Annotated in this window: 18 protein-coding genes; 9 read left to right on the top strand and 9 right to left on the bottom strand. The window is 61.9% G+C overall.

All coding sequences use genetic code 11. The annotated features are described in order from the left end of the window. Positions 1 to 32: 32 nt before the first annotated feature. On the top strand, positions 33 to 1,025 hold the full coding sequence (gene moaA, locus P8H27_RS13875; protein WP_289638159.1) for a GTP 3',8-cyclase MoaA: 993 nt from the start codon (positions 33 to 35) through the stop codon (positions 1,023 to 1,025). 88 nt (positions 1,026 to 1,113) lie between these two features. Here moaA and lpxH read toward each other — a convergent pair whose 3' ends face one another. Beyond that, entirely contained in the window at positions 1,114 to 1,842 is a 729-nt protein-coding gene (gene lpxH, locus P8H27_RS13870; RefSeq protein ID WP_289638158.1) for a UDP-2,3-diacylglucosamine diphosphatase, read from the bottom strand. Then, the gene (locus tag P8H27_RS13865) at positions 1,839 to 2,333 is read right to left on the bottom strand and encodes a peptidylprolyl isomerase (RefSeq protein ID WP_289638157.1); all 495 of its coding nucleotides are present in this window, start codon (positions 2,331 to 2,333) and stop codon (positions 1,839 to 1,841) included. The genes lpxH and P8H27_RS13865 overlap by 4 nt, the downstream gene beginning before the upstream one ends. Positions 2,334 to 2,455: 122 nt before the next feature. On the opposite strand from P8H27_RS13865, the gene P8H27_RS13860 reads away from it, so the two are divergent. Both P8H27_RS13860 and cysS read left to right on the top strand, forming a co-directional pair. Beyond that, positions 2,456 to 4,120: a glutamine--tRNA ligase/YqeY domain fusion protein gene (locus P8H27_RS13860; RefSeq protein ID WP_289638156.1), complete on the top strand. Its 1,665-nt coding sequence runs from the start codon at positions 2,456 to 2,458 to the stop codon at positions 4,118 to 4,120. Between the two features lie 71 nt (positions 4,121 to 4,191). After that, on the top strand, positions 4,192 to 5,574 hold the full coding sequence (gene cysS / locus P8H27_RS13855) for a cysteine--tRNA ligase (protein WP_289638155.1): 1,383 nt from the start codon (positions 4,192 to 4,194) through the stop codon (positions 5,572 to 5,574). Positions 5,575 to 5,650: 76 nt separating this feature from the next. On the opposite strand, the gene P8H27_RS13850 is transcribed toward cysS, so the two are convergent. Then, complete coding sequence (locus tag P8H27_RS13850; RefSeq protein WP_289638154.1) at positions 5,651 to 5,860, bottom strand: DUF6316 family protein; 210 nt, start codon at positions 5,858 to 5,860, stop codon at positions 5,651 to 5,653. Positions 5,861 to 6,124: 264 nt separating this feature from the next. Here P8H27_RS13850 and P8H27_RS13845 point away from each other — a divergent pair, with 264 nt between their 5' ends. Beyond that, positions 6,125 to 7,087: a DMT family transporter gene (locus P8H27_RS13845; RefSeq protein WP_289638153.1), complete on the top strand. Its 963-nt coding sequence runs from the start codon at positions 6,125 to 6,127 to the stop codon at positions 7,085 to 7,087. Between the two features lie 198 nt (positions 7,088 to 7,285). Here the strand turns inward: P8H27_RS13845 and P8H27_RS13840 are convergent, their stop codons facing one another. From P8H27_RS13840 to P8H27_RS13830, 3 genes are all read right to left on the bottom strand, one after another. Further along, positions 7,286 to 7,906 carry an NAD(P)H-dependent oxidoreductase gene (locus P8H27_RS13840; RefSeq protein ID WP_289638152.1) on the bottom strand — a complete coding sequence of 207 codons (621 nt, stop codon included), beginning with the start codon at positions 7,904 to 7,906 and terminating at the stop codon, positions 7,286 to 7,288. Next, entirely contained in the window at positions 7,899 to 9,293 is a 1,395-nt protein-coding gene (locus tag P8H27_RS13835; RefSeq protein WP_289638151.1) for a class II fumarate hydratase, read from the bottom strand. Before P8H27_RS13835 ends, P8H27_RS13840 begins: the two co-directional genes overlap by 8 nt. A gap of 210 nt (positions 9,294 to 9,503) precedes the next feature. Then, a complete protein-coding gene (locus P8H27_RS13830) occupies positions 9,504 to 10,514 on the bottom strand; it encodes a DUF2804 domain-containing protein (RefSeq protein ID WP_289638150.1) in 1,011 nt (336 codons plus the stop codon). A 263-nt stretch (positions 10,515 to 10,777) separates the two neighbouring features. Between P8H27_RS13830 and P8H27_RS13825 the strand changes: the two genes are divergently transcribed. The 5 genes from P8H27_RS13825 to P8H27_RS13805 all read left to right on the top strand — a co-directional run bounded on the left by P8H27_RS13825 (position 10,778) and on the right by P8H27_RS13805 (position 15,088). Continuing rightward, a complete protein-coding gene (locus tag P8H27_RS13825) occupies positions 10,778 to 11,278 on the top strand; it encodes a DUF2059 domain-containing protein (RefSeq protein ID WP_289638149.1) in 501 nt (166 codons plus the stop codon). Positions 11,279 to 11,291: 13 nt separating this feature from the next. Then, a complete protein-coding gene (locus tag P8H27_RS13820; RefSeq protein ID WP_289638148.1) occupies positions 11,292 to 11,597 on the top strand; it encodes a BolA family transcriptional regulator in 306 nt (101 codons plus the stop codon). A 145-nt stretch (positions 11,598 to 11,742) separates the two neighbouring features. Further along, positions 11,743 to 12,681: a rhodanese-related sulfurtransferase gene (locus P8H27_RS13815; protein WP_289638147.1), complete on the top strand. Its 939-nt coding sequence runs from the start codon at positions 11,743 to 11,745 to the stop codon at positions 12,679 to 12,681. Positions 12,682 to 12,684: 3 nt separating this feature from the next. Continuing rightward, positions 12,685 to 13,317, top strand: a complete 633-nt coding sequence (locus P8H27_RS13810; protein ID WP_289638146.1) for a DsbA family protein — start codon at positions 12,685 to 12,687, stop codon at positions 13,315 to 13,317. Then, positions 13,310 to 15,088, top strand: a complete 1,779-nt coding sequence (locus P8H27_RS13805; protein ID WP_289638145.1) for an ABC transporter ATP-binding protein — start codon at positions 13,310 to 13,312, stop codon at positions 15,086 to 15,088. The genes P8H27_RS13810 and P8H27_RS13805 overlap by 8 nt, the downstream gene beginning before the upstream one ends. A gap of 199 nt (positions 15,089 to 15,287) precedes the next feature. Here P8H27_RS13805 and P8H27_RS13800 read toward each other — a convergent pair whose 3' ends face one another. From P8H27_RS13800 to P8H27_RS13790, 3 genes are all read right to left on the bottom strand, one after another. Further along, a complete protein-coding gene (locus P8H27_RS13800) occupies positions 15,288 to 15,857 on the bottom strand; it encodes a hypothetical protein (protein ID WP_289638144.1) in 570 nt (189 codons plus the stop codon). A 232-nt stretch (positions 15,858 to 16,089) separates the two neighbouring features. Continuing rightward, positions 16,090 to 17,589: a TolC family protein gene (locus P8H27_RS13795; protein WP_289638143.1), complete on the bottom strand. Its 1,500-nt coding sequence runs from the start codon at positions 17,587 to 17,589 to the stop codon at positions 16,090 to 16,092. Positions 17,590 to 17,638: 49 nt separating this feature from the next. Beyond that, positions 17,639 to 19,657: Ig-like domain-containing protein (locus P8H27_RS13790; RefSeq protein WP_289638142.1), on the bottom strand; the 2,019-nt coding region annotated here is incomplete at its 5' end.

Below are 19,657 nucleotides of genomic sequence, written 5' to 3'. Positions count from 1 at the left end.
ACGCCTCAAGCTGTACGCTTCACGGGAGCACGATGGACACACAATTGCAGGATGGCTTCGGTCGCACTATCGATTATCTGCGCATGTCGGTCACCGACAGGTGTGATTTCCGCTGTGTTTACTGCATGGCCGAAGACATGACCTTCCTGCCGCGCCAGCAGGTGCTCGGACTTGAGGAACTGTACCGATTGGCGGCGTTGTTCGTCGGCCTGGGGGTGAAGAAAATTCGCCTGACCGGCGGCGAACCCCTGGTGCGCAGCGGCATCGTCGATCTTTGCCAGCGCATCGCCGCCTTGCCCGGCCTGCGTGAACTGGTGATGACCAGCAATGGCTCGCAGCTGGGCAAGTTGGCCAGGCCGCTGGCCGAGGCCGGGGTCAAACGCCTGAACATCAGCCTCGATAGCCTGGATTCTGGCAAGTTTCGCGGCATCACCCGTACCGGCAGCCTGCGCCAGGTGCTGGACGGCATCGAGGCGGCGCGCGATGCCGGCTTCGAGCGAATCAAGCTCAACGCGGTAATCATGAAAGGGCGCAACTTCGACGAAGTGCTCGACCTGGTCGACTATGCCATTGCCAAGCAGCTCGACATCAGTTTCATCGAGGAAATGCCCCTGGGCGATGTCGGTCGTTCGCGCGGAGAGTCGTACTGTTCCAGCGATGAGGTGCGCACGCTGATTACCAGCCGGCACGCCATCCTCGACAGCGCCGAACACAGCGGCGGCCCGGCGCGCTATATCCGCCTGAAGGATCACGCCGACACCCGTATCGGCTTTATCTCACCCAATTCGCACAATTTCTGCGGCACCTGCAACCGCGTGCGTCTGACCGTCGAAGGGCGCCTGCTCTTGTGCCTGGGCCATGAAAACTCCATCGACCTGCGCGCCCTGGTGCGCCGCTACCCGCTGGACAACCAGCCGATCATCGACGCCGTGCAAACAGCCTTGCAGGGCAAACCCTGGCGCCACGAATTCAGCGCCGATGGCGAAGTCAAAGTGCTGCGATTTATGAATGCCAGCGGCGGCTAAGCCGTTGCTCGCGCATTTGCTCGCGCGTATGCGAATCAGGCGGGTGCGCCCTGCGCACCGCTGACAAGCTGCCAGGGGGCAGCAGGCCTTATCGCTCGGTCAGGGCGAATGCGGCCTGCTGAAAACCCTGCCCGTCGACCTGCAAGACCCAGCCCTGGCTGTCCCAGTCACCCAGTACAATCCGTCGAGCGGGCTGGCCGGCCACCTCCAACTGGTGTACCGCGGGGCGGTGGGTGTGCCCGTGAATCAGCGTGCGTACGCCATGGGCGGCCATGATGCGTGGCACTTCTGTCGGGGTGACATCGACGATATCGCTGGCTTTCCTGCGGGTCTGCGCGCGGCTTTCATTGCGCAGTTTGCGCGCCAGCTTGCGGCGGGTGGCCAGCGGCAGGTTGCGCAAGATCAACAGCGACAGCGGGTTGCGCAACCAGCGGCGCAGGCGCATGTAAGCCTGATCCTGGGTGCACAGGCTGTCGCCGTGCATCAGCAGGACTCTCTCGCCGCCGAGTTCGACCAGGCTGGGGTCGCGCAGCAGGGTGCAGCCGGCTTCGCGGCAAAAGGTCTGGCCAAGCATGAAGTCGCGATTGCCGTGCATCAGGTAGATGCGCGTGCCACTGTCGCTCAACTGGCGCAGGGCTTGGGCAATGCTGCGCTGGAAGGGGCTGATGGCGTCGTCGCCGATCCACACCTCGAAGAAGTCGCCGAGGATATACAGCGCCTCGGCGGCGCTTGCACGGCTCTCCAGAAAATGCAGAAACGCCCGGCTGATGTCCGGGCGCTCCTGTTCAAGATGCAGGTCGGAGATCAGCAGGATCACTCGACGATCTCGGCCTTCTCGATGATGACGTCATCGACCGGCACGTCCTGGTGGCCGGATTTCATGGTGGTGGCAACGCCCTTGATCTTCTCGACCACGTCCATGCCTTCGACCACTTCACCGAATACCGCATAGCCCCAGCCCTGCACGGTCGGTGCGCTGTGGTTGAGGAAGCTGTTGTCGGCGACGTTGATGAAGAACTGCGCGGAAGCCGAATGCGGCTCCATGGTGCGGGCCATGGCCACGGTGCCGATCTTGTTGGCCAGGCCATTGTTGGCTTCGTTCTTGATGGTCGCGCGGGTGGCTTTCTGCTTCATGCCCGGCTCGAAACCGCCGCCCTGGATCATGAAATTGCTGATCACGCGGTGGAAGATGGTGTTGTCGTAATGACCGTCTTTCACGTATGCCTTGAAGTTGGCCACGGTTTCCGGGGCTTTGTCTTCGAACAGGTTGAGGGTGATGACGCCGTGGTTGGTGTGCAGCTTGATCATTGAAATAATCGCTCTGTCGAGAAAGTCGAAGGTCTGTCAGGGGATTGACCGCTTCGGCTATGATAAGCGCTTTGTTTTAGCCGGCCTACCCCGCGCCGCGCACCAGCATGATCAAGGACCCCATGAGTAAGCCAGAGACTGCCGCCGCTACGAACTTTCTGCGTCCCATCGTCCAGGCCGACCTGGACAGCGGTAAGCACGCGAAGATCATCACCCGTTTTCCGCCGGAGCCCAACGGCTACCTGCATATCGGCCATGCCAAGTCGATCTGCCTGAACTTCGGTCTGGCCAAGGAGTTTGGCGGCGAGTGTAACCTGCGCTTCGACGATACCAACCCGGCCAAGGAAGACCAGGAATACATCGACGCGATCAAGAGCGACGTGCAGTGGCTGGGCTTCCAGTGGGCGGGCGAGGAGCGTTACGCGTCCAATTACTTCGATCAGTTGCATGGCTGGGCCGTCGAACTGATCAAGGCCGGTAAGGCCTATGTCTGCGACCTGTCGCCGGATGAAGCGCGCCAGTACCGCGGCAACCTGACCGAAGCGGGCAAGAACAGCCCCTATCGCGAGCGCCCGGTCGCCGAGAACCTCGACCTGTTCGCGCGCATGAAGGCCGGCGAGTTCCCCGATGGCGCCCGTGCCCTGCGCGCCAAGATCGACATGGCTTCGCCGAACATGAACCTGCGCGACCCGATCCTCTACCGCATCCGGCACGCCCATCACCACCAGACCGGCGACCAATGGTGCATCTACCCCAGCTATGACTTCACTCATGGCCAATCGGACGCCATCGAAGGCATCACCCACTCGATCTGCACCCTGGAGTTCGAAGATCACCGCCCGCTGTATGAATGGTTCCTCGACAACCTGCCGGTGCCGGCCAAGCCGCGCCAGTACGAGTTCGCCCGGCTCAATCTGAACTACACCATCACCAGCAAGCGTCGGCTCAAGCAGTTGGTCGACGAAGGCCATGTGCAGGGTTGGGACGATCCGCGCATGTCGACCCTCAGCGGCTATCGTCGTCGCGGCTACACCCCGGGTTCGATCCGCACCTTCTGCGACATGATCGGGGTCAACCGCGCCGGCGGTCTGGTGGACATCGGCATGCTCGAATTCGCCATTCGCGAAGACCTCGATGCCTCCGCTTCGCGCGCCATGTGCGTGTTGCGACCGCTGAAGGTGGTGATCACCAATTACCCGGAAGGCCAGGTCGAGCACCTCGAGCTGGCGCGTCACCCCAAGTTGGACATGGGCGTGCGTCAGCTGCCGTTTGCCCGCGAGATCTACATCGACGCCGGCGACTTCGAGGAAGTGCCGCCGGCCGGCTTCAAGCGCCTGATTCCTGGCGGCGAAGCCCGTCTGCGGGGCAGTTACGTGATCCGCGCCGATGAGGCGATCAAGGATGCCGAGGGCAATGTCGTCGAACTGCGCTGCAGCTACGATGAAAACACCCTGGGCAAGAACCCCGAAGGGCGTAAGGTCAAAGGCGTGATCCACTGGGTGCCGGCTGCCGAGAGCGTCGAGTGCGAAGTGCGCCTGTACGATCGGCTGTTCCGTTCCGCCAATCCGGAAAAAGCCGAGGAGGGCAGCAGCTTCCTCGACAACATCAACCCCGAGTCGCTGGTGGTGCTCACCGGCTGTCGCGCCGAACCGTCGCTGGCTCAGGCGGCACCGGAAGAGCGCTTCCAGTTCGAGCGCGAAGGTTACTTCTGCGCCGACAGCAAGGACAGCAAACCGGGTGCGCCGGTGTTCAACCGTACCGTGACCCTGCGCGACTCCTGGGCCTGATGCCCAGGGCGTTGGATTTGTCGTACTAAACCGGGCCACTGCGCTGGCCCGTGGTTTTCCAAGGAATCCCGATGCTCTCGATCTACAACACGCTGACCAAAAGCAAAGACGTGTTCAAGCCGCTGCTGGACAACCAGGTGCGTCTGTACGTGTGCGGTATGACGGTTTACGACTTCTGCCATATCGGTCATGCGCGGGTGATGGTGGCGTTCGACGTGGTCACCCGCTGGCTGCGGCAGCGCGGCTATGAGGTGACTTATGTGCGCAATATCACCGACATCGACGACAAGATCATCAAGCGTGCCAACGATAACGGCGAACCCTTCGCGGCTCTGGTCGAGCGCATGATCGCCGCCATGCACGAAGACGAGACGCGCCTGAGCGTGCTGCGCCCGGATCAGGAACCGCGTGCCACCGAGCATATTGCCGGCATGCACCAGATGATCCAGACCCTGATCGACAAGGGCTTCGCCTATGCACCGGGCAATGGCGACGTGTATTACCGCGTCGGCAAGTTCGTCGGCTACGGCAAACTGTCGCGCAAGAAGATCGAGGATTTGAAGATCGGCGCACGCATCGAAGTCGACGAGGCCAAGCAGGATCCGCTGGATTTCGTGCTGTGGAAGGGCGTCAAACCCGGTGAGCCGAGCTGGCCATCGCCCTGGGGCGCAGGGCGGCCAGGCTGGCATATCGAGTGCTCGGTGATGTCCACCTGCTGCCTGGGCGAAACCTTCGACATCCACGGCGGCGGCCCGGATCTGGTGTTCCCGCACCACGAGAACGAAATCGCCCAGAGTGAAGCGGCCACCGGCAAGCTCTACGCCAACGCCTGGATGCACGCCGGTGCGGTACGGGTAGACGGCGAGAAGATGTCCAAGTCCCTGGGCAACTTTTTCACCATCCGCGAGGTGCTGGAAAAATACCACCCCGAAGTGGTGCGTTATCTGCTGGTGTCCAGCCACTACCGCAGCCCGATCAACTACTCGGAAGACAGCCTTAAGGAAGCCAAAGGCGCGCTGGAGCGTTTCTACAATGCGCTCAAGGGGCTGCCGGACGTACCGGCGGCCGGCGGGGCCGTCTTTGCCGAACGCTTCGGCGCGGCCATGGACGACGACTTCAACTCGCCGGAAGCTTGCGCCGTGCTGTTCGAGCTGGCCCGTGAAATCAATCGCCTGCGCGAAACCGACGCACAAGCCGCTGCAGGTCTGGGTGCACGCTTGAAGGAGTTGGCCGGGGTGCTCGGCGTGCTGCAACTGCAACCGGAAGCTTTCCTCCAGGCCGGCGCCACAGGCAAGGTCGATGCCGCCGAGGTTGAAACCCTGATCGCCGCACGCCTGCAAGCCCGCACCGAGAAGAACTGGGGCGAGTCCGACCGCATCCGCGACCAACTCAGTGCCATGGGCGTGGTACTGGAAGACGGCAAGGGCGGCACCACCTGGCGCCTGGCCGAGTAAGGCGCTGAGTCACAAAGAAAAACCCGCGCGGCAGGGAACAGCCGCGCGGGTTTTTTCTTGTCCGGCTATTGCTGCGCTAACTCTCGGTTCGCGCATACAGCCCATTGGCGATTAGCATGCGATTGACATAGAGGCCGATCTCCCGCTCTGCGTCGACGCGAGTGAAGTAGGGGCCCTCAAGGGTGCCTTCGCGGGTGGAGAAAAAATATTGCCCGTTGACCGCGCTGACCCGCTCGCTGCGGTAATGCGTGCCGGGGCTGGGATCAATGGTGCGTTGACCGAACATGGCGAGAACCTCATGCACTGAGCCGAATGATTTGAGTTTAATCCGCGCAGATGAAGTCGTTTGGTTTGACGACCAGTGGTCGGTTTTTTGACTTATGCGGCATGGATCGTCGATGGCTTATACCTGTCGTCGTCAATATTGTGGCGATGCGTGGCTTTTGAGCGGCACAGTTGCCGTGCACAACCCGGCTTAACTGTAACTGTGCCGGTAGCGGGTGGCGGCATAAACTAGCGGATTCGACGTCAACTTGCATTCGAGGCAGTCATGCACATCTCTTCCGGCCGTTGGCTCTACGGCATGTTCCTGGCGTTGCTCACTGCATTGCTCTGGGGGGTGTTGCCGATCAAGCTCAAAGAAGTGCTGCAGGTGATGGATCCGGTTACGGTCACCTGGTATCGACTGCTGGTATCCGGGTCGATTCTGCTGGCGTATTTGGCCGCCTCTCAGGGCTTGCCGCGTTTTCGTCCGCTGGGCCGCAAGGGCGCCTGGCTGCTCGCCTTGGCGATTGCCGGGTTAAGTGCCAATTATGTGCTCTATCTGATCGGCCTGAACCTGCTCAGCCCCGGCACCACGCAACTGGTGATCCAGGTCGCGCCCATCTTGCTGCTGATCAGTAGCCTGTTCATCTTCCGCGAATGTTTCAGTCTCGGCCAGGGCACTGGCCTGGCCGTGCTGTTGCTCGGTTTTGCGTTGTTTTTCAATCAGCGTTTGGGCGAGTTACTGACTTCGTTGACCGATTACACCGCCGGAATCTTGATCGTGCTGCTGGCGGCCTTCGTCTGGGCGTTTTATGGCTTGGCGCAGAAGCAGTTGCTGACGGTGTGGAATTCGTTGCAAGTGATGATGGTGATCTACCTGGCCTGTGCCCTGTTGTTGACCCCCTGGGCGCAGCCACTGCAGGTCTTGGAGTTGAGCTCGCTGCAGGGGTGGCTGCTGTTTGCCTGTTGCCTGAACACCTTGGTGGCCTATGGTGCGTTCGCCGAGGCGCTGGCGCACTGGGAGGCCTCACGGGTCAGTGCGACCCTGGCGGTCACGCCCTTGGTAACCTTTGGCTCGGTAGCGCTGGCGGCGAGCTGGTGGCCGGATCATGTGCTGCCCGAGCAGATCAATGGGCTTGCCTACGGCGGCGCGGCACTGGTGGTGCTGGGCTCGGCACTGACGGCCCTCGCCCCGTCCTTGATGGCCAGCCTGCGTGCCCGCCGGTTGCGTATCGCGGCGCAACTGTAGGCTGGTTTAGCGGCGCATGCGAGTAGTCTGAATGCGCTACCGGTATCGAGCGTAACCCAGCACAGCCTCGGCCGGGACACCGCCTTGGTGGGTCGCGGCGGGGCGGGTCTTGCGGCATGGCGCATAGTTCTGCGTGCGCCTAGCAGGCCGTTGAAAAACGTAGGCGAGGCAGCCGAGCCTGTGTTTAACGCCGTATCCTCAGGCGCGACTGCCGAGTGTTTCGGCACGGCGTAGCCAGTTCTGCCGTTGTTCCTCGGAAGAGGGGCGTACCGGGGCGAACTCGCTCAGGCGACGGGTTTTGATGCCGCTGAAACCGAGGATGGTGCGGGTCATCTGCCGATGCGCCGGTGCGCCATAGATCCAGCGAAAGTACCAGGGCGGTGTGTCCATGGTCACCAACAGGTCGGCGGTGCGGCCACTGAGCAGCTTGTCCCACAGCTGTGAACGGTTGCGATATTTGAAGGCGAAACCGGGTAGAAAGGTGCGGTCGAAAAAGCCCTTGAGCAGCGCCGGTATGCCGCCCCACCAGACCGGATAGACGAACACCAGGTGCTCGGCCCAATGAATCTGCCGTTGTGCTTCGAGCAAGTCCGGTTCCAGAGTCTGGCTCTGCTCATAGCCGTCGCGCAGTACCGGGTCGTAGCTCATTTCCCCCAGTTTCAGTTGGCGCACCACATGGCCTTTGCTGCGCGCGCCCTGGGCATAGGCTTCGCCCAAGGCGTGGCACAGGCTGGCGCTTTTCGGCGTGCCGAGGATCATCAGGATGCGCTTGCCGTCGCCCTCCAGTGGGGTGGCGCCGCTTTTAACTTCATCACTCATGTTGACCGGCCTCCAGCATATTTTCGGGGCGCACCCAGGCGTCGAACTGTTCATTGCTCAGGTAGCCAAGCTGCAGCGCCGCCTCACGCAACGTGCTGCCATCCTGATATGCCTTTTTGGCGATTTCCGCGGCCTTGTCGTAGCCGATATGCGGGTTCAATGCGGTCACCAGCATCAGACCGCGCTCCAGGTGGTTCGCCATCTGCGGCGCATTCGGCTGCAGACCGGCGATGCAGTGTTGCTGGAAATTGCGACAGCCATCGGCGAGCAAATGTATCGATTGCAGCAGGTTGTGGATGATTACCGGTTTGAACACGTTCAACTGCAGGTGCCCCTGGCTGGCGGCAAAACCGATGGTGACATCGTTGCCCAGCACCTGGCACGCCAGCATCGACAGCGCCTCGCATTGGGTCGGGTTGACCTTGCCCGGCATGATCGAACTGCCAGGTTCATTGGCGGGCAGCTTGACCTCGGCAAACCCGGCGCGCGGGCCGGAGCCGAGCAGGCGCAAATCATTGGCGATTTTCATCAGGGCCACGGCGAGGGTTTTCAGTGCGCCGGAAAGACTGGTCAGGGCTTCGTGGCCGGCCAGGGCGGCGAACTTGTTGGGCGCGCTGACCAAGGGCAGGCCGCTTAAGGCCGCGAGTTCGGCGGCGATAGCGTCGGCAAAGCCCAGGGGTGAGTTGAGCCCGGTGCCGACGGCAGTACCGCCTTGAGCCAGTTCGCAAACCGCCGGCAAGGTTGCCCGGATCGCCCGCTCGGCGTAGTCGAGTTGGGCGACGAAGGCCGACAGCTCCTGGCCGAAGGTGATCGGTGTGGCATCCATCATGTGGGTGCGTCCGGTCTTCACCAGCTTGTTGTGGCGGGCGGATTGCTCGGCCAGGCCGCTGGACAGTTCGGCCAGTGCCGGCAGCAAGTCATGCAGCACGGCGCCGGCGGCAGCGATATGCATGGCGGTGGGGAAGCTGTCGTTGGAGCTTTGCGCGCGGTTGACGTGGTCGTTCGGGTGCACCGGGGTCTTGCCGCCGCGTGCGCCGCCGGCCAGTTCGTTGGCGCGGCCGGCGATCACTTCGTTGACGTTCATGTTGCTCTGGGTGCCGCTGCCGGTTTGCCAGACCACCAGCGGAAATTGTTCGTCGTGCTGGCCGGCCAGCACCTCGTCGGCGGTTTGCTCGATCAGACGGGCGATGTCCGGCGCTAGATTGCCGATGCGGTTATTGACTCGCGCCGCGGCTTTCTTGATCAGGGCCAGGGCATGCAGCACGGCCAACGGCATGCGCTCCTCGCCGATGGCGAAATTGATCAGCGAGCGCTGGGTCTGCGCGCCCCAGTAGGCCGTTTCGGGCACCTCGATGGAGCCTAGGCTGTCGGTTTCGGTGCGGCTCATGGAATTCTCCGGAAGGCGGTTCAGCAAGTTTAGGCTGTTGCAACCGCTCGCAGGTTCCCTAACAGACTGTCGGGCGTGCCTGTGCGCGGCTGGCAGCCCTGAGAGGCTGTGAAAAAGCTCGTCAACCAGCGGCTGCAACGGCGTTGCGCTCGCCGGCGGGGGGGCTCGCGACGGCCTTCGATTTCTTCACAACCGCTGAGTTCGGCAGGTTTACCAGCGCGCATGGGTCGCACCCAGCCAGCCCAGCGCTCGCTGTACCGGTACACATGCCCCGTTAGGGCCTCGCAGTATGCCGTTAAAATGACCAAGCCACTGGCGGGTATCGGCGTAGATGGGGCCGAAGCGTGGGCAGGCTTGATGCAACTGCTGCGGGCTGAAGGTCAGGTCGACACCCTCGTCGACGCTGGTCAGGCGCCACGGGGCGAGCGGGCTGTGCGAGCTCTGCTGGATCAGCACCGGGTTCTCCAGGTGCTGCAGTTCGCCGCCGAACCACAGGGCGTTTTCCGATAGCTGGCTGTGATCGGTCCAGCCAGCGCCGAAATTGCCGGCAATACCGCCTGGCGCGGCAAAGGCGGCGCGGGTCCAGTGACTGTGCAGCGGCCAGACGCCTCGGCCAAAGTCCATGGCGGCGAAGCTGTGTCCGGCTACGCAGCGGTAAGTGCGCTTACCGAGCTGAACGCTGCCGCTGGCCGGTAGGCCCATTTGCCGACAGGTGGCATGAAAGTGCCGCGGGCCGAGCGGGGCGACCAGATTGACCGAGTCGAGGTGGGCGGGTCGCTGGATATCCAGGTCAACCTGCAGTGGTTGCCCGCCGATGTCTGGCGCGGCGATCGTCAGACGCAGGCGCCCCGACTGTTCGATGACGCGCAGTTGCAGGCGCGGGTGGCAGAACGCATGGCTCTGTTCGGGCCGATCCGGTAGCCCGCAACCGCGCGCCAGCAGACGCAGCTGGCTATGCGCGACCGCCTGACCGCTGCTCAGGTCGAGAAAATAGGCGGCGCCGTAGCCCACGTAGTCGAGATCGGCCTGGGTCAGCGTGAGCATCCAGTGCGGGGTAATGATGCACCAGTGATTCCAGCGTTTGCGCCGCCCGAGGTGAGCGGGTAGCGCGCAGTCGACCTGGGGGCGGGGCGACCAGCCGATGGCCAGCGGGTTGAGGTGGCCGCGAGAGTCGCACAGCGCTATCGCGCAAGAGGGCTGGGGGCGGGTGAAGCTGTTCATCAGTCACGTCCATATGAGTGGCATGCTGCATGCGGCGCAATGAGAGCGCCGCCATCGAAGAGCCGAGAGTTGCAGTCGAGCATGCCCGTACCTCCAGGGTTGGGCAAGTGCTGGCATTCTGCGCTGTCCGCAAGCACTAAACCAGTGCGCAAGGCGGTTCCGCGTGGGGGATGGCAGGGCGTGCTTGAGTGTTGGGCGAGCCGAGGCACAAAATGGCGGGCCATGGGTCATACCGCACTCGTCCCATTTATCAGGAGCATCCGATGTCTCGTTTATCTAGCTTTTGCGCTGTTGTTCTGTTGACGTGTGGCAGCGCCCAGGTGTTGGCCGATGCCGCCAGCCATGCTGCCGATGCGGAGCGCTTTTTGCAGCTGGCACGGGCTGACAAGTTGGCCGTGCCGGTCTATGCCCAGGTGCAACAGATGTTCGCCCAGCGTTTTGCCGAGAGCGGCACAGCCGAGAGCAAGCAGGCTATTTTGGAAACCTACCAGGCCAAGGCCAATGCCGAACTGGATCGGGCGGTGGCCTGGGACAAGCTCAAGCCGGACATGGTCAAGCTCTACACCAGCAATTTCAATGAGCAGGAATTGCAGGAATTGGTTAGCTTCTACCAGTCGCCATTGGGTCAGAAGGTATTGCAAAAAATGCCGATGTTGACCGAGAAGTCGGCGCAACTGACCCAGGGTAAACTGGGCGCAGCGGTGCCGAAAGTGAATAAGCTGCTGGCGGAAATGTCCGCCGAGCTGGAGTCGAAAAAGCCGTGAATGGAGTTTGAATATGTCGAAACTAGCTCAGCTGCAGGCTGCCTTGGCTGCACTTGATCCCCTGCATCTCGAAGTGCTGGACGAGAGTCACATGCACAGCAGGGGACTGGAAACCCACTACAAGGTGGTGATCGCCAGCCCCGCATTTGCCGGCTTGAATGCAGTGAAGCGTCACCAGAAGGTTTACGCCAGCCTGGGTGAACTGACGAGCCAGGTGCATGCCCTGGCCTTGCATACCTATACCCCCGAGGAGTGGGCGCAGCAAGGAGCCGCGCCGGATTCGCCAACCTGCAAGGGGGGGAGCAAGCGCGACGCCTGATCCCGGCGGCAACGCTGCCCGTCAGCGCCCCTACACGGCGGGAGCCAAGAAAAGTAAACTACCCAACGCGCCGGCTAACGCCGGCGCGTTCGTTTGTATAACCAGTCCGCCCTTTACGTGGGCGACTACTGATGGAAGATGTTCGATGAGTGACAAAATAGTTGTGGCCGCGCTGTACAAATTCGTCTCCCTGGCGGATTACCAGGCATTGCGTGAGCCCCTGCTGCAAAGCATGTTGGCTAACGACATCAAGGGCACCCTGCTGCTCGCCGAAGAAGGCATCAATGGCACCGTTTCCGCTTCGCGCGCCGGTATCGATGGTCTGCTCGCCTGGTTTGCACTGGATCCGCGCCTGGCGGATATCGACCATAAAGAGTCGTACTGCGACGAACAGCCGTTCTACCGTAGCAAGGTCAAACTGAAGAAGGAGATCGTCACCCTGGGCGTGCCGGACGTCGATCCCAACCAGCAGGTCGGCACCTATGTCGAGCCCCAGGACTGGAACGCGCTGATCAGCGATCCCGAGGTGCTGCTGATCGACACGCGCAACGACTATGAGGTGGCGATCGGTACTTTCGAGGGCGCGGTCGATCCCAAGACCAAATCGTTTCGCGAGTTTCCCGAGTACATCAAGGCGCACTTCGACCCGGCCAAGCACAAGAAGGTGGCGATGTTCTGCACCGGCGGTATTCGCTGCGAGAAGGCGTCCAGTTACATGCTCGGTGCCGGTTTCGAGCAGGTGTTCCATCTCAAGGGTGGGATCCTCAAGTATCTGGAGCAAGTGCCCGAGGAACAGACCAAATGGCGGGGCGACTGCTTCGTCTTCGACAACCGGGTCACCGTACGGCATGACCTGACCAAGGGCGATTATGACCAGTGCCATGCCTGTCGCACGCCGGTTTCCGTGGCAGATCGCCAGTCCGAGGACTACACGCCCGGGGTCAGCTGTCCGCATTGCCGGGATTCGCTGCCCGAGAAAGCCCGCGCCGGCGCCCGCGAGCGGCAAAAGCAGATCGAACTGGCCAGGGCGCGTAAGCAGCCCCATCCTTTGGGTTACAACCCACGCCAAGCCAACGAGGGCTAGACCATGCAGGCGCGTTTGCTCTATGTGATGGATCCGATGTGTTCCTGGTGCTGGGGTTTTGCCCCGGTGCTCGAGTCCCTCGCCGAGCAGGCGGCTGCGGCCGGCGTACCGTTGCAACTGGTGGTCGGCGGCCTGCGGCGTGATGGGGTGGCCATCGACGCGGCGGCACGGGTGCGTTATCTGGGCTACTGGCAAGCGGTCAATGCCAGTACTGGCCAGCTATTCAATTTTGTCGACGGTTTGCCCGAGGGCCTGGTCTACGACACTGAGCCGGCCTGCCGGGCGCTGGTTACCGCGCGCAGCCTCGATGCGCAGAGCGTCTGGCCACTGGCTCAGTTGATCCAACAAGCCTTCTACACCAAGGGGGTGGATGTCACCCGGGCCAGCGAATTGGTCGCCCTGGCCGAGCGTGCCGGGATTCCGCGGATCGAGTTCGCCGCCGCATTCGACAGTACCGAGCAGCGCGAAGCCACCAGTGCCGATTTCAGCTGGGTGCAGGATCTGGGGATCTCCGGCTTTCCCACCTTGCTGGCCGAGCGCAACGGTCAATTGGCTTTATTGACCAATGGCTATCAGCCGCTCGAGGTTCTGGCGCCCTTGCTCGGTCGCTGGCTGGAGCGCGCAGCCCATGCCTGATCGGTTGAGTTGGGCGGAAATCCGGCGCCTGGCCCTGCATCACAAGAAAGCCCTGGTGCTGGCCAATCTGGTGGCGTTGTTCGCCACCCTGTGCAGCGTGCCTATTCCCCTGCTCCTGCCGTTGTTGGTCGACGAAGTATTGCTCCACGATGGCGATGCCGCGCTCAGGGTGATGGATCGCTTCCTCCCGGCCGGCTGGGAAACCGCGGCCGGCTATATCGGCCTGATGCTGGTGCTGACCTTGTTGCTGCGCAGTTCGGCGTTGATCTTCAACGTAGCGCAGGCACGTCTGTTTGCCCGCCTGTCGAAAGACATCGTCTACCGCGTTCGCATTCGCCTGATCGAGCGGCTCAAGCGTATTTCCCTCAGTGAATACGAAAGCCTGGGTGGCGGCACGGTGACCACGCACCTGGTCACCGATCTGGAGACCCTGGACAAATTCGTCGGCGAAACCCTCAGCCGCTTCCTGGTTGCCGTGCTGACCCTGACCGGCACTTCGGCCATTTTGCTGTGGATGCACTGGCAATTGGCGTTGTTGATCCTGTTATTCAATCCGCTGGTGATCTACGCCACCGTGCTACTGGGCAAGAAGGTCAAGTACCTGAAACGGCTGGAGAACGACAGCACCTCGCGCTTTACCCAGGCGCTCACCGAAACCCTCGACGCGATCCAGGAAATCCGTGCCGGCAATCGCCAGGGTTATTTCCTCGGTCGTCTCGGTGGGCGGGCCCGGGAGGTGCGTGACTACGCGGTGGCTTCGCAGTGGCGAACCGATGCCTCGAATCGCGCCAGTGGCTTGCTGTTCCAGTTCGGTATCGACGTGTTTCGCGCCGCCGCCATGCTCACCGTGCTGTTCTCCGACCTGTCGATCGGCCAGATGCTCGCGGTGTTCAGCTACCTGTGGTTCATGATCGGCCCGGTCGAGCAGTTGCTCAACCTGCAATATGCCTTCTACGCCGCCGGTGGAGCGCTGGCACGGATCAACGAGTTGCTCGCGCGTCGCGACGAGCCGCAGTACCCGGGCGGTGTCGATCCGTTCAGGGGGCGTGACACCGTCGGTATCGAGGTGCGTGGGCTGACGTTTTCCTACAACGACGAACCGGTGCTGGAAAACCTCAACCTGAGCATTGCGCCGGGTGAAAAGGTGGCCATCGTTGGCGCCAGCGGCGGCGGCAAGAGCACCTTGGTGCAGCTATTGCTCGGTCTCTATAGCCCCCAGGCGGGGATTATTCGCTTTGGCGGCTGCAGCCAGCAGGAGATCGGCCTGGAAACCGTGCGCGAGCAGGTCGCGGTGGTGTTGCAGCATCCCGCGCTGTTCAACGACACGGTGCGCGCCAATCTGTGCATGGGCCGCGAACGCAGCGACGAGGCCTGCTGGCGCGCCCTGGAAATCGCCCAATTGGCGGGCACCATAAGCGCACTGGCCAACGGTCTGGACAGCATCGTCGGACGCTCCGGGGTGCGCCTGTCCGGCGGCCAGCGCCAGCGCCTGGCCATTGCGCGCATGGTGCTGGCCGAGCCGAAAGTGGTGATTCTCGACGAGGCCACCTCGGCCCTCGACGCCGCCACCGAGTACGCCTTGCATCAGGCCCTGGGCCAGTTTCTCAACGGCCGCACCACCCTGATCATCGCCCATCGCCTCTCGGCGGTGAAACAGGCGGATCGGGTGCTGGTATTCGATGGCGGCAGCGTCGCCGAAGAGGGCGGGCATCAGCAGTTGATTGCCGATGGTGGCCTCTACGCCAAGCTGTATGGGCATTTGCAACATTGAGAGGCCGTGAAAAACGCTGGCCTGCTGCGGCCGGCTCCAAGCGCCCGCTGCAGCGTTGCGCGACGAACGCCTGGAGACAGCCTCGCGACGGTGCTCGATATTTCACGAACTCTTGAGCGTGTGCCCGCTATTGCCTAGCCTCGCCTACATTTTTCAACGGCCTGCTAGAGGGGGGCTGCCGCTTGCGCGAGGACTTGATTCAGGGCGACGAGACGGCAGGTTCTGGCTGTTTGCCGCTTGCCCACTGCTGCAGTTTGCTCAGGCGCGCCTGGCTCGCAGCCAGTTCCTTGTCCAGCGCTTCGTTGTAGTCGTCTAGCCAACTGCGCGAACCGGCAATCATGCCAGCCAGGTCACGCATGCCGTTTTTCAGAGCGGCGAGGCTTTGCTGGAAGCCCAGTTCCTGAGCTTGCAGCAACCTTGCCAGATGTTCTAGTGAGGCGCGATTATCGCTGTTTGGAGCAGGTAGCGCCGGCGTGCTGCTGAACTTGGCCCCAAGGTTCGCTAACTCCAGCTTGAGCCCGGCGACCTGTTTTTCCAGGGACGACTGCTGTATCCGTAAGGTTTCTACCTGGCTGTTGTCGAGTGTGTCCTGCTCCTCGGCGAATAGGCTCATCAATCCCCAGGTCAGCCAGCTGGCGAGCATGACGGTGAGCAGTCCCGCCAGTAGGCCGAGGAGGATGCGGTCGCGCCGGCGATTGTTTTCCAGCGCCGTCAGGCGCTGTTCGTCACTGAGGGAATCATCGCTTGTCTCTCGGCTGTCGCTACTCATATAACGGTCGCGTCCATATCGATTTCTGCAATGGCGTCAGCTTGCTCAGCAGCAGTGTGGCATTATTCTGCCACCATTGTGAACTATCCTGCGACACGCGTAGCCGGGTCATCAGCGAAGTGTCTACGCTGCAGAACTTGGCGCGAATCACCGTCGAGACACTTGCGCAGGCGATTGGACGCGAGGTGCTTTGAGCGTCCGCAGCGGCCTTGCAGTCGGGCAGGTTGCCCGGCTACAAGGCCAGGGCATGCAAATCTCCTTTCTGCCAGCGCGCTTCGCTGTCGGTTAGTGCTTGGGCTATGGCGCTTAGTTGGGTCGAGGGGAGTTCGGCGGGGAGGGGGTCAAGCCCCGCACTGGCAAACAATTGGCCGTAGCTGTTGCGCAGTTGCGCATAAGCAAGATCACGACGCAGGTCGGCTTGCAGGGCATTCAGTTCGCCCTGGATCAGGTCGAGTTCACCTATGGCCTGAGCCTTGTAGCGATTGCGCAATTGCTCGGCAATCTGACTGTCGAGTTGGGCCAATTGCTGGCTGGTCTGGAACTGTCGCTGTGCTTCATGGAAGTTGGCATTGGCCACATGAATTTGCGCCAGTACTGCCATGGACATTGCCTGACGCCGCGCAGCGGCCACCGCTTCACCCGCCTTGGCGGCATTTATAGCGGCAGGGCCGGAGAGTACATTGAACAGGTTCCAGGTGATTTTGACACCGTAGTCCGCCCAGCTCTGGTTGACCAGGAACGAGTTACTGTCGTAGTGGCCGCCAGCCGAGAACTCTAAGCCTGGCAGCAGGCGCAGCATGGCCTTGCGAGTTTCCGCCGCGCTGATGCGGGTCTGGTAGTCCTGTTCGCGAAGCTCTGGTCTGTTGGCCAGGGCCTCCTCTTCCATGCGCGTGAGCTCGACCTTGAGCACTGGTACCTCATAGCCATCTGGGGCGAGCAGGCGGAAGTCGGCGCCCATGGGCAGATTGATCAGGGTGGCCAGTTCTGTCTTGGCCAATGAAAGTGCCCGGCGTTGATCCTCCAGTTGACGTGTGGCCTCGATCAGGGCTCGTTGATAACTCATGGCTTGGATCGGGTCACCGATGCGCTGCTCGCTCAGGCGCTGGCTGTTGCTGCGGGCCTCATCGACGCGAACCATCAGACGGTCGATCTGGGTGAGTAGGCGTTCAGCCGCCACCGCCCGCCAATAAGCCGAACGCACGTCCTGAATAATGGTGTTGACGACTTTGCGCCGCCGTTCCTGGACGATCAGACGCTGGTCGGACTGCTGCTTGGCACCGACATAGCTGACGCCGAAATCCAGCACGTTCCACACCATGGTCAAATCTGCTACGCCGCGGTCGCGATCCTGCGAGGTGGAGGGCTCCAGCGATTGAGTGCCAGTCTCGATGCTCTGGCTACTCGATGCACTGATATTGCTGCGCCCGGCATAACCGCCCTGCAAAGCCATGCGCGGTAACATATCGAAACTGGCCAGATCGACCTGGCGCTGCGCCAGCGCCTCCTCCATGACCTTGAGGCGGGCCTCAAGGTTGTATTTCACGGCCCGAGCCATGGCTTCATGCATGCTCAATGGGCCGTTGAGTGGTTCCTGATCCTTGAACATGCTTAGCAGATCGCTTTTGGCGCGCTGCTCGCTGAAGCTGCGATCAATCGGCTGGCTGGTAACGGCGCAGCCACTGATGACCAGCGCGAGTAGGCTGGTGCTGAATAACTTCTGGCTCTTGTTCATCCCTGGGCCGCCCCCTTGTCGCGGCTGAATTTGTTGTACTTATTCCTGATCATGCTTGTGGCTTAGTCGGCTCAAACTGGCCTAGTGCCCAGGCCAGTTTGTGTATGTTGCGCTGCTCTGCTTCGTGAATGTCATGTAATTGTTGGCCTAGTGTGGGTGTGCCAAATACGCCACGCAGCCCCTGGTTGGCATCCCCCGCGCCACGCCATTGCTGGCCGTCGAAAACCTCCAGCGGAGTGAATTCTGGCATAGCGGCAGCGCCGAAAATATTTGACAGGGTGCTGCTGCCAAAGATGCCTGCGTTGCCCCCGCCAAAACCGAGGAAGCCGGCGCTGCTGCCATCGCCGCCGCTTGGATCGCTGCTGGCGAAGACCTGGGCTATGAAGCTGGGCGCCAGGGCGCCGTGATTGATGAAGATAGTGCCCAGGGTCGGGATGCCGCTGCCCAGTGTGGGTTGCTCGAATAACGGCATCGGTAGCAAGGGCGAACTGAACGGTGGCGGCGGTAGCGCTGGCATCGACAACTGTACGGGCGTACTCGGTGTGCCGAGATTTACCACCGCCGGAGTCGCTCGGAACTCGGGGTCACCACTGTCGGCTGCTGTGTCATAGGACTCGCCAATCAGTCCGGTACTCAGGTGGTTGCCGGCCGCATCAGCGATGCCGCTGCCCGGGGCGTTCAGGGCGAGCCCCAGCGAGCCGCTGCCGGCGACGCCCGTGACGATCACCTGATAGGTATGGCTATCGAGCTGCGCCACTGAATCCAGAGTGCCGACAACGTTCCCCGTGCTGAGCAGGGAGAAGTCGCCAATATCCACGCCGTTCACTGCTTCGCTGAAGGACAGGGTGAACTGCACCGTACTGGCTGCGGTTGGCGAGGTGCTTGCGCGGACGAGGCTTACGGCGACGGGGGCGACGGCGTCTATCCGCACGCTGTTGGTATTGCCGATGCTGTTCAGGGTCGTATCGGCTGCGTTGCCCACGGCGTCGTGCAGAGAGGCGCCATTCAAGTCTATGTTTCCGCCGACCCTGATGCCGTCGCTGTCGAGCTGGCCGCTGGCAACGGTCAGGCGGAACACCAAGGCGTTGCCGCCGGAGCCGGAGACATAGCGGGCGAACACGGTGCCACCGGTATCCAGGGTGATGGCCAGGCGTGGCGTACCGCCGCTGGTATCGACCATCACTGCGTCATCGTAATTGACGGTGAAGTCCAGGTTCTGACCTGCCACATAGGTGCCGTTGGCGGGGACTTCCACCGAGCTTACGCCGGGGGCGATGCCGTCGATGACAAGATCGTGCTGGCCTGCGATGGAGTCGACACCTCCGGTGGCAGGCAAAGTCAGAATGGCAGCGGTGCTGCTGGTATTGCGAATGGTCGCGCCGTTAAGAACCAAGGCACCTGTGGATTGGTAGTCCAGATCGCCACTGACATCGCCGGCCTGTACGGTGTAGCTGAAGGTCAGGGTGTCGCTTCCGGAGCCCGAAACGTAGCTGGCCTGGTGGTCAATTGTGCCCGTCTCCAAGAGCAGGGTAGGGACGCCACCGGAGGTATCGACCGTCACTGTCTGATCGAAGGTGATGGTGATGGCGATGCTATCGCCGACCTTGTAGGAGCCGTCTGGATTGGTGGCCTGCACCGAGGTGACTACCGGGTTGATGCTATTGACGGTGATTACAATGGCGTCGCTGTCGGTTTGCGCACCGCCCGAACCGCTCAGGCCAAGATCGCTAGTTGTAATCTGCAGGCTGGCCGAGCCGTTGTAACCGGCGGTGGGGTTGAACACCATGCCATTGAGCGCGTTGTTGATATCGGTGAGTGTACCCAGGAAAGTCATTGTGGCGTCGGCGGTACCGTCGCCGCTGGAAAAGCTAAGCCCGGTTGTGCCGGATAGAGTCAATGTGCCATTCGTCACCGTCAGGATAACCTGCTCGATCCCGCCGCCAGAGTCACTGTCGCCTACCGAAATCAGGTTGCCATTGCCGCTGCTGAACGTGAGGCTGGAGTCTTGGTCAAGGCTTTGGGCGCTGGGCATCGCATTTATTGGTGTGTCATTGACGCTGCTCACCGT

This window comes from Pseudomonas sp. sp1636, assembly GCF_030376615.1.
In the GTDB taxonomy this organism is placed as follows: Bacteria; Pseudomonadota; Gammaproteobacteria; order Pseudomonadales; family Pseudomonadaceae; genus Aquipseudomonas.
Note: the sequence above shows the minus strand (reverse complement) of the source record. Positions and strands in the feature narration are given on the sequence as shown.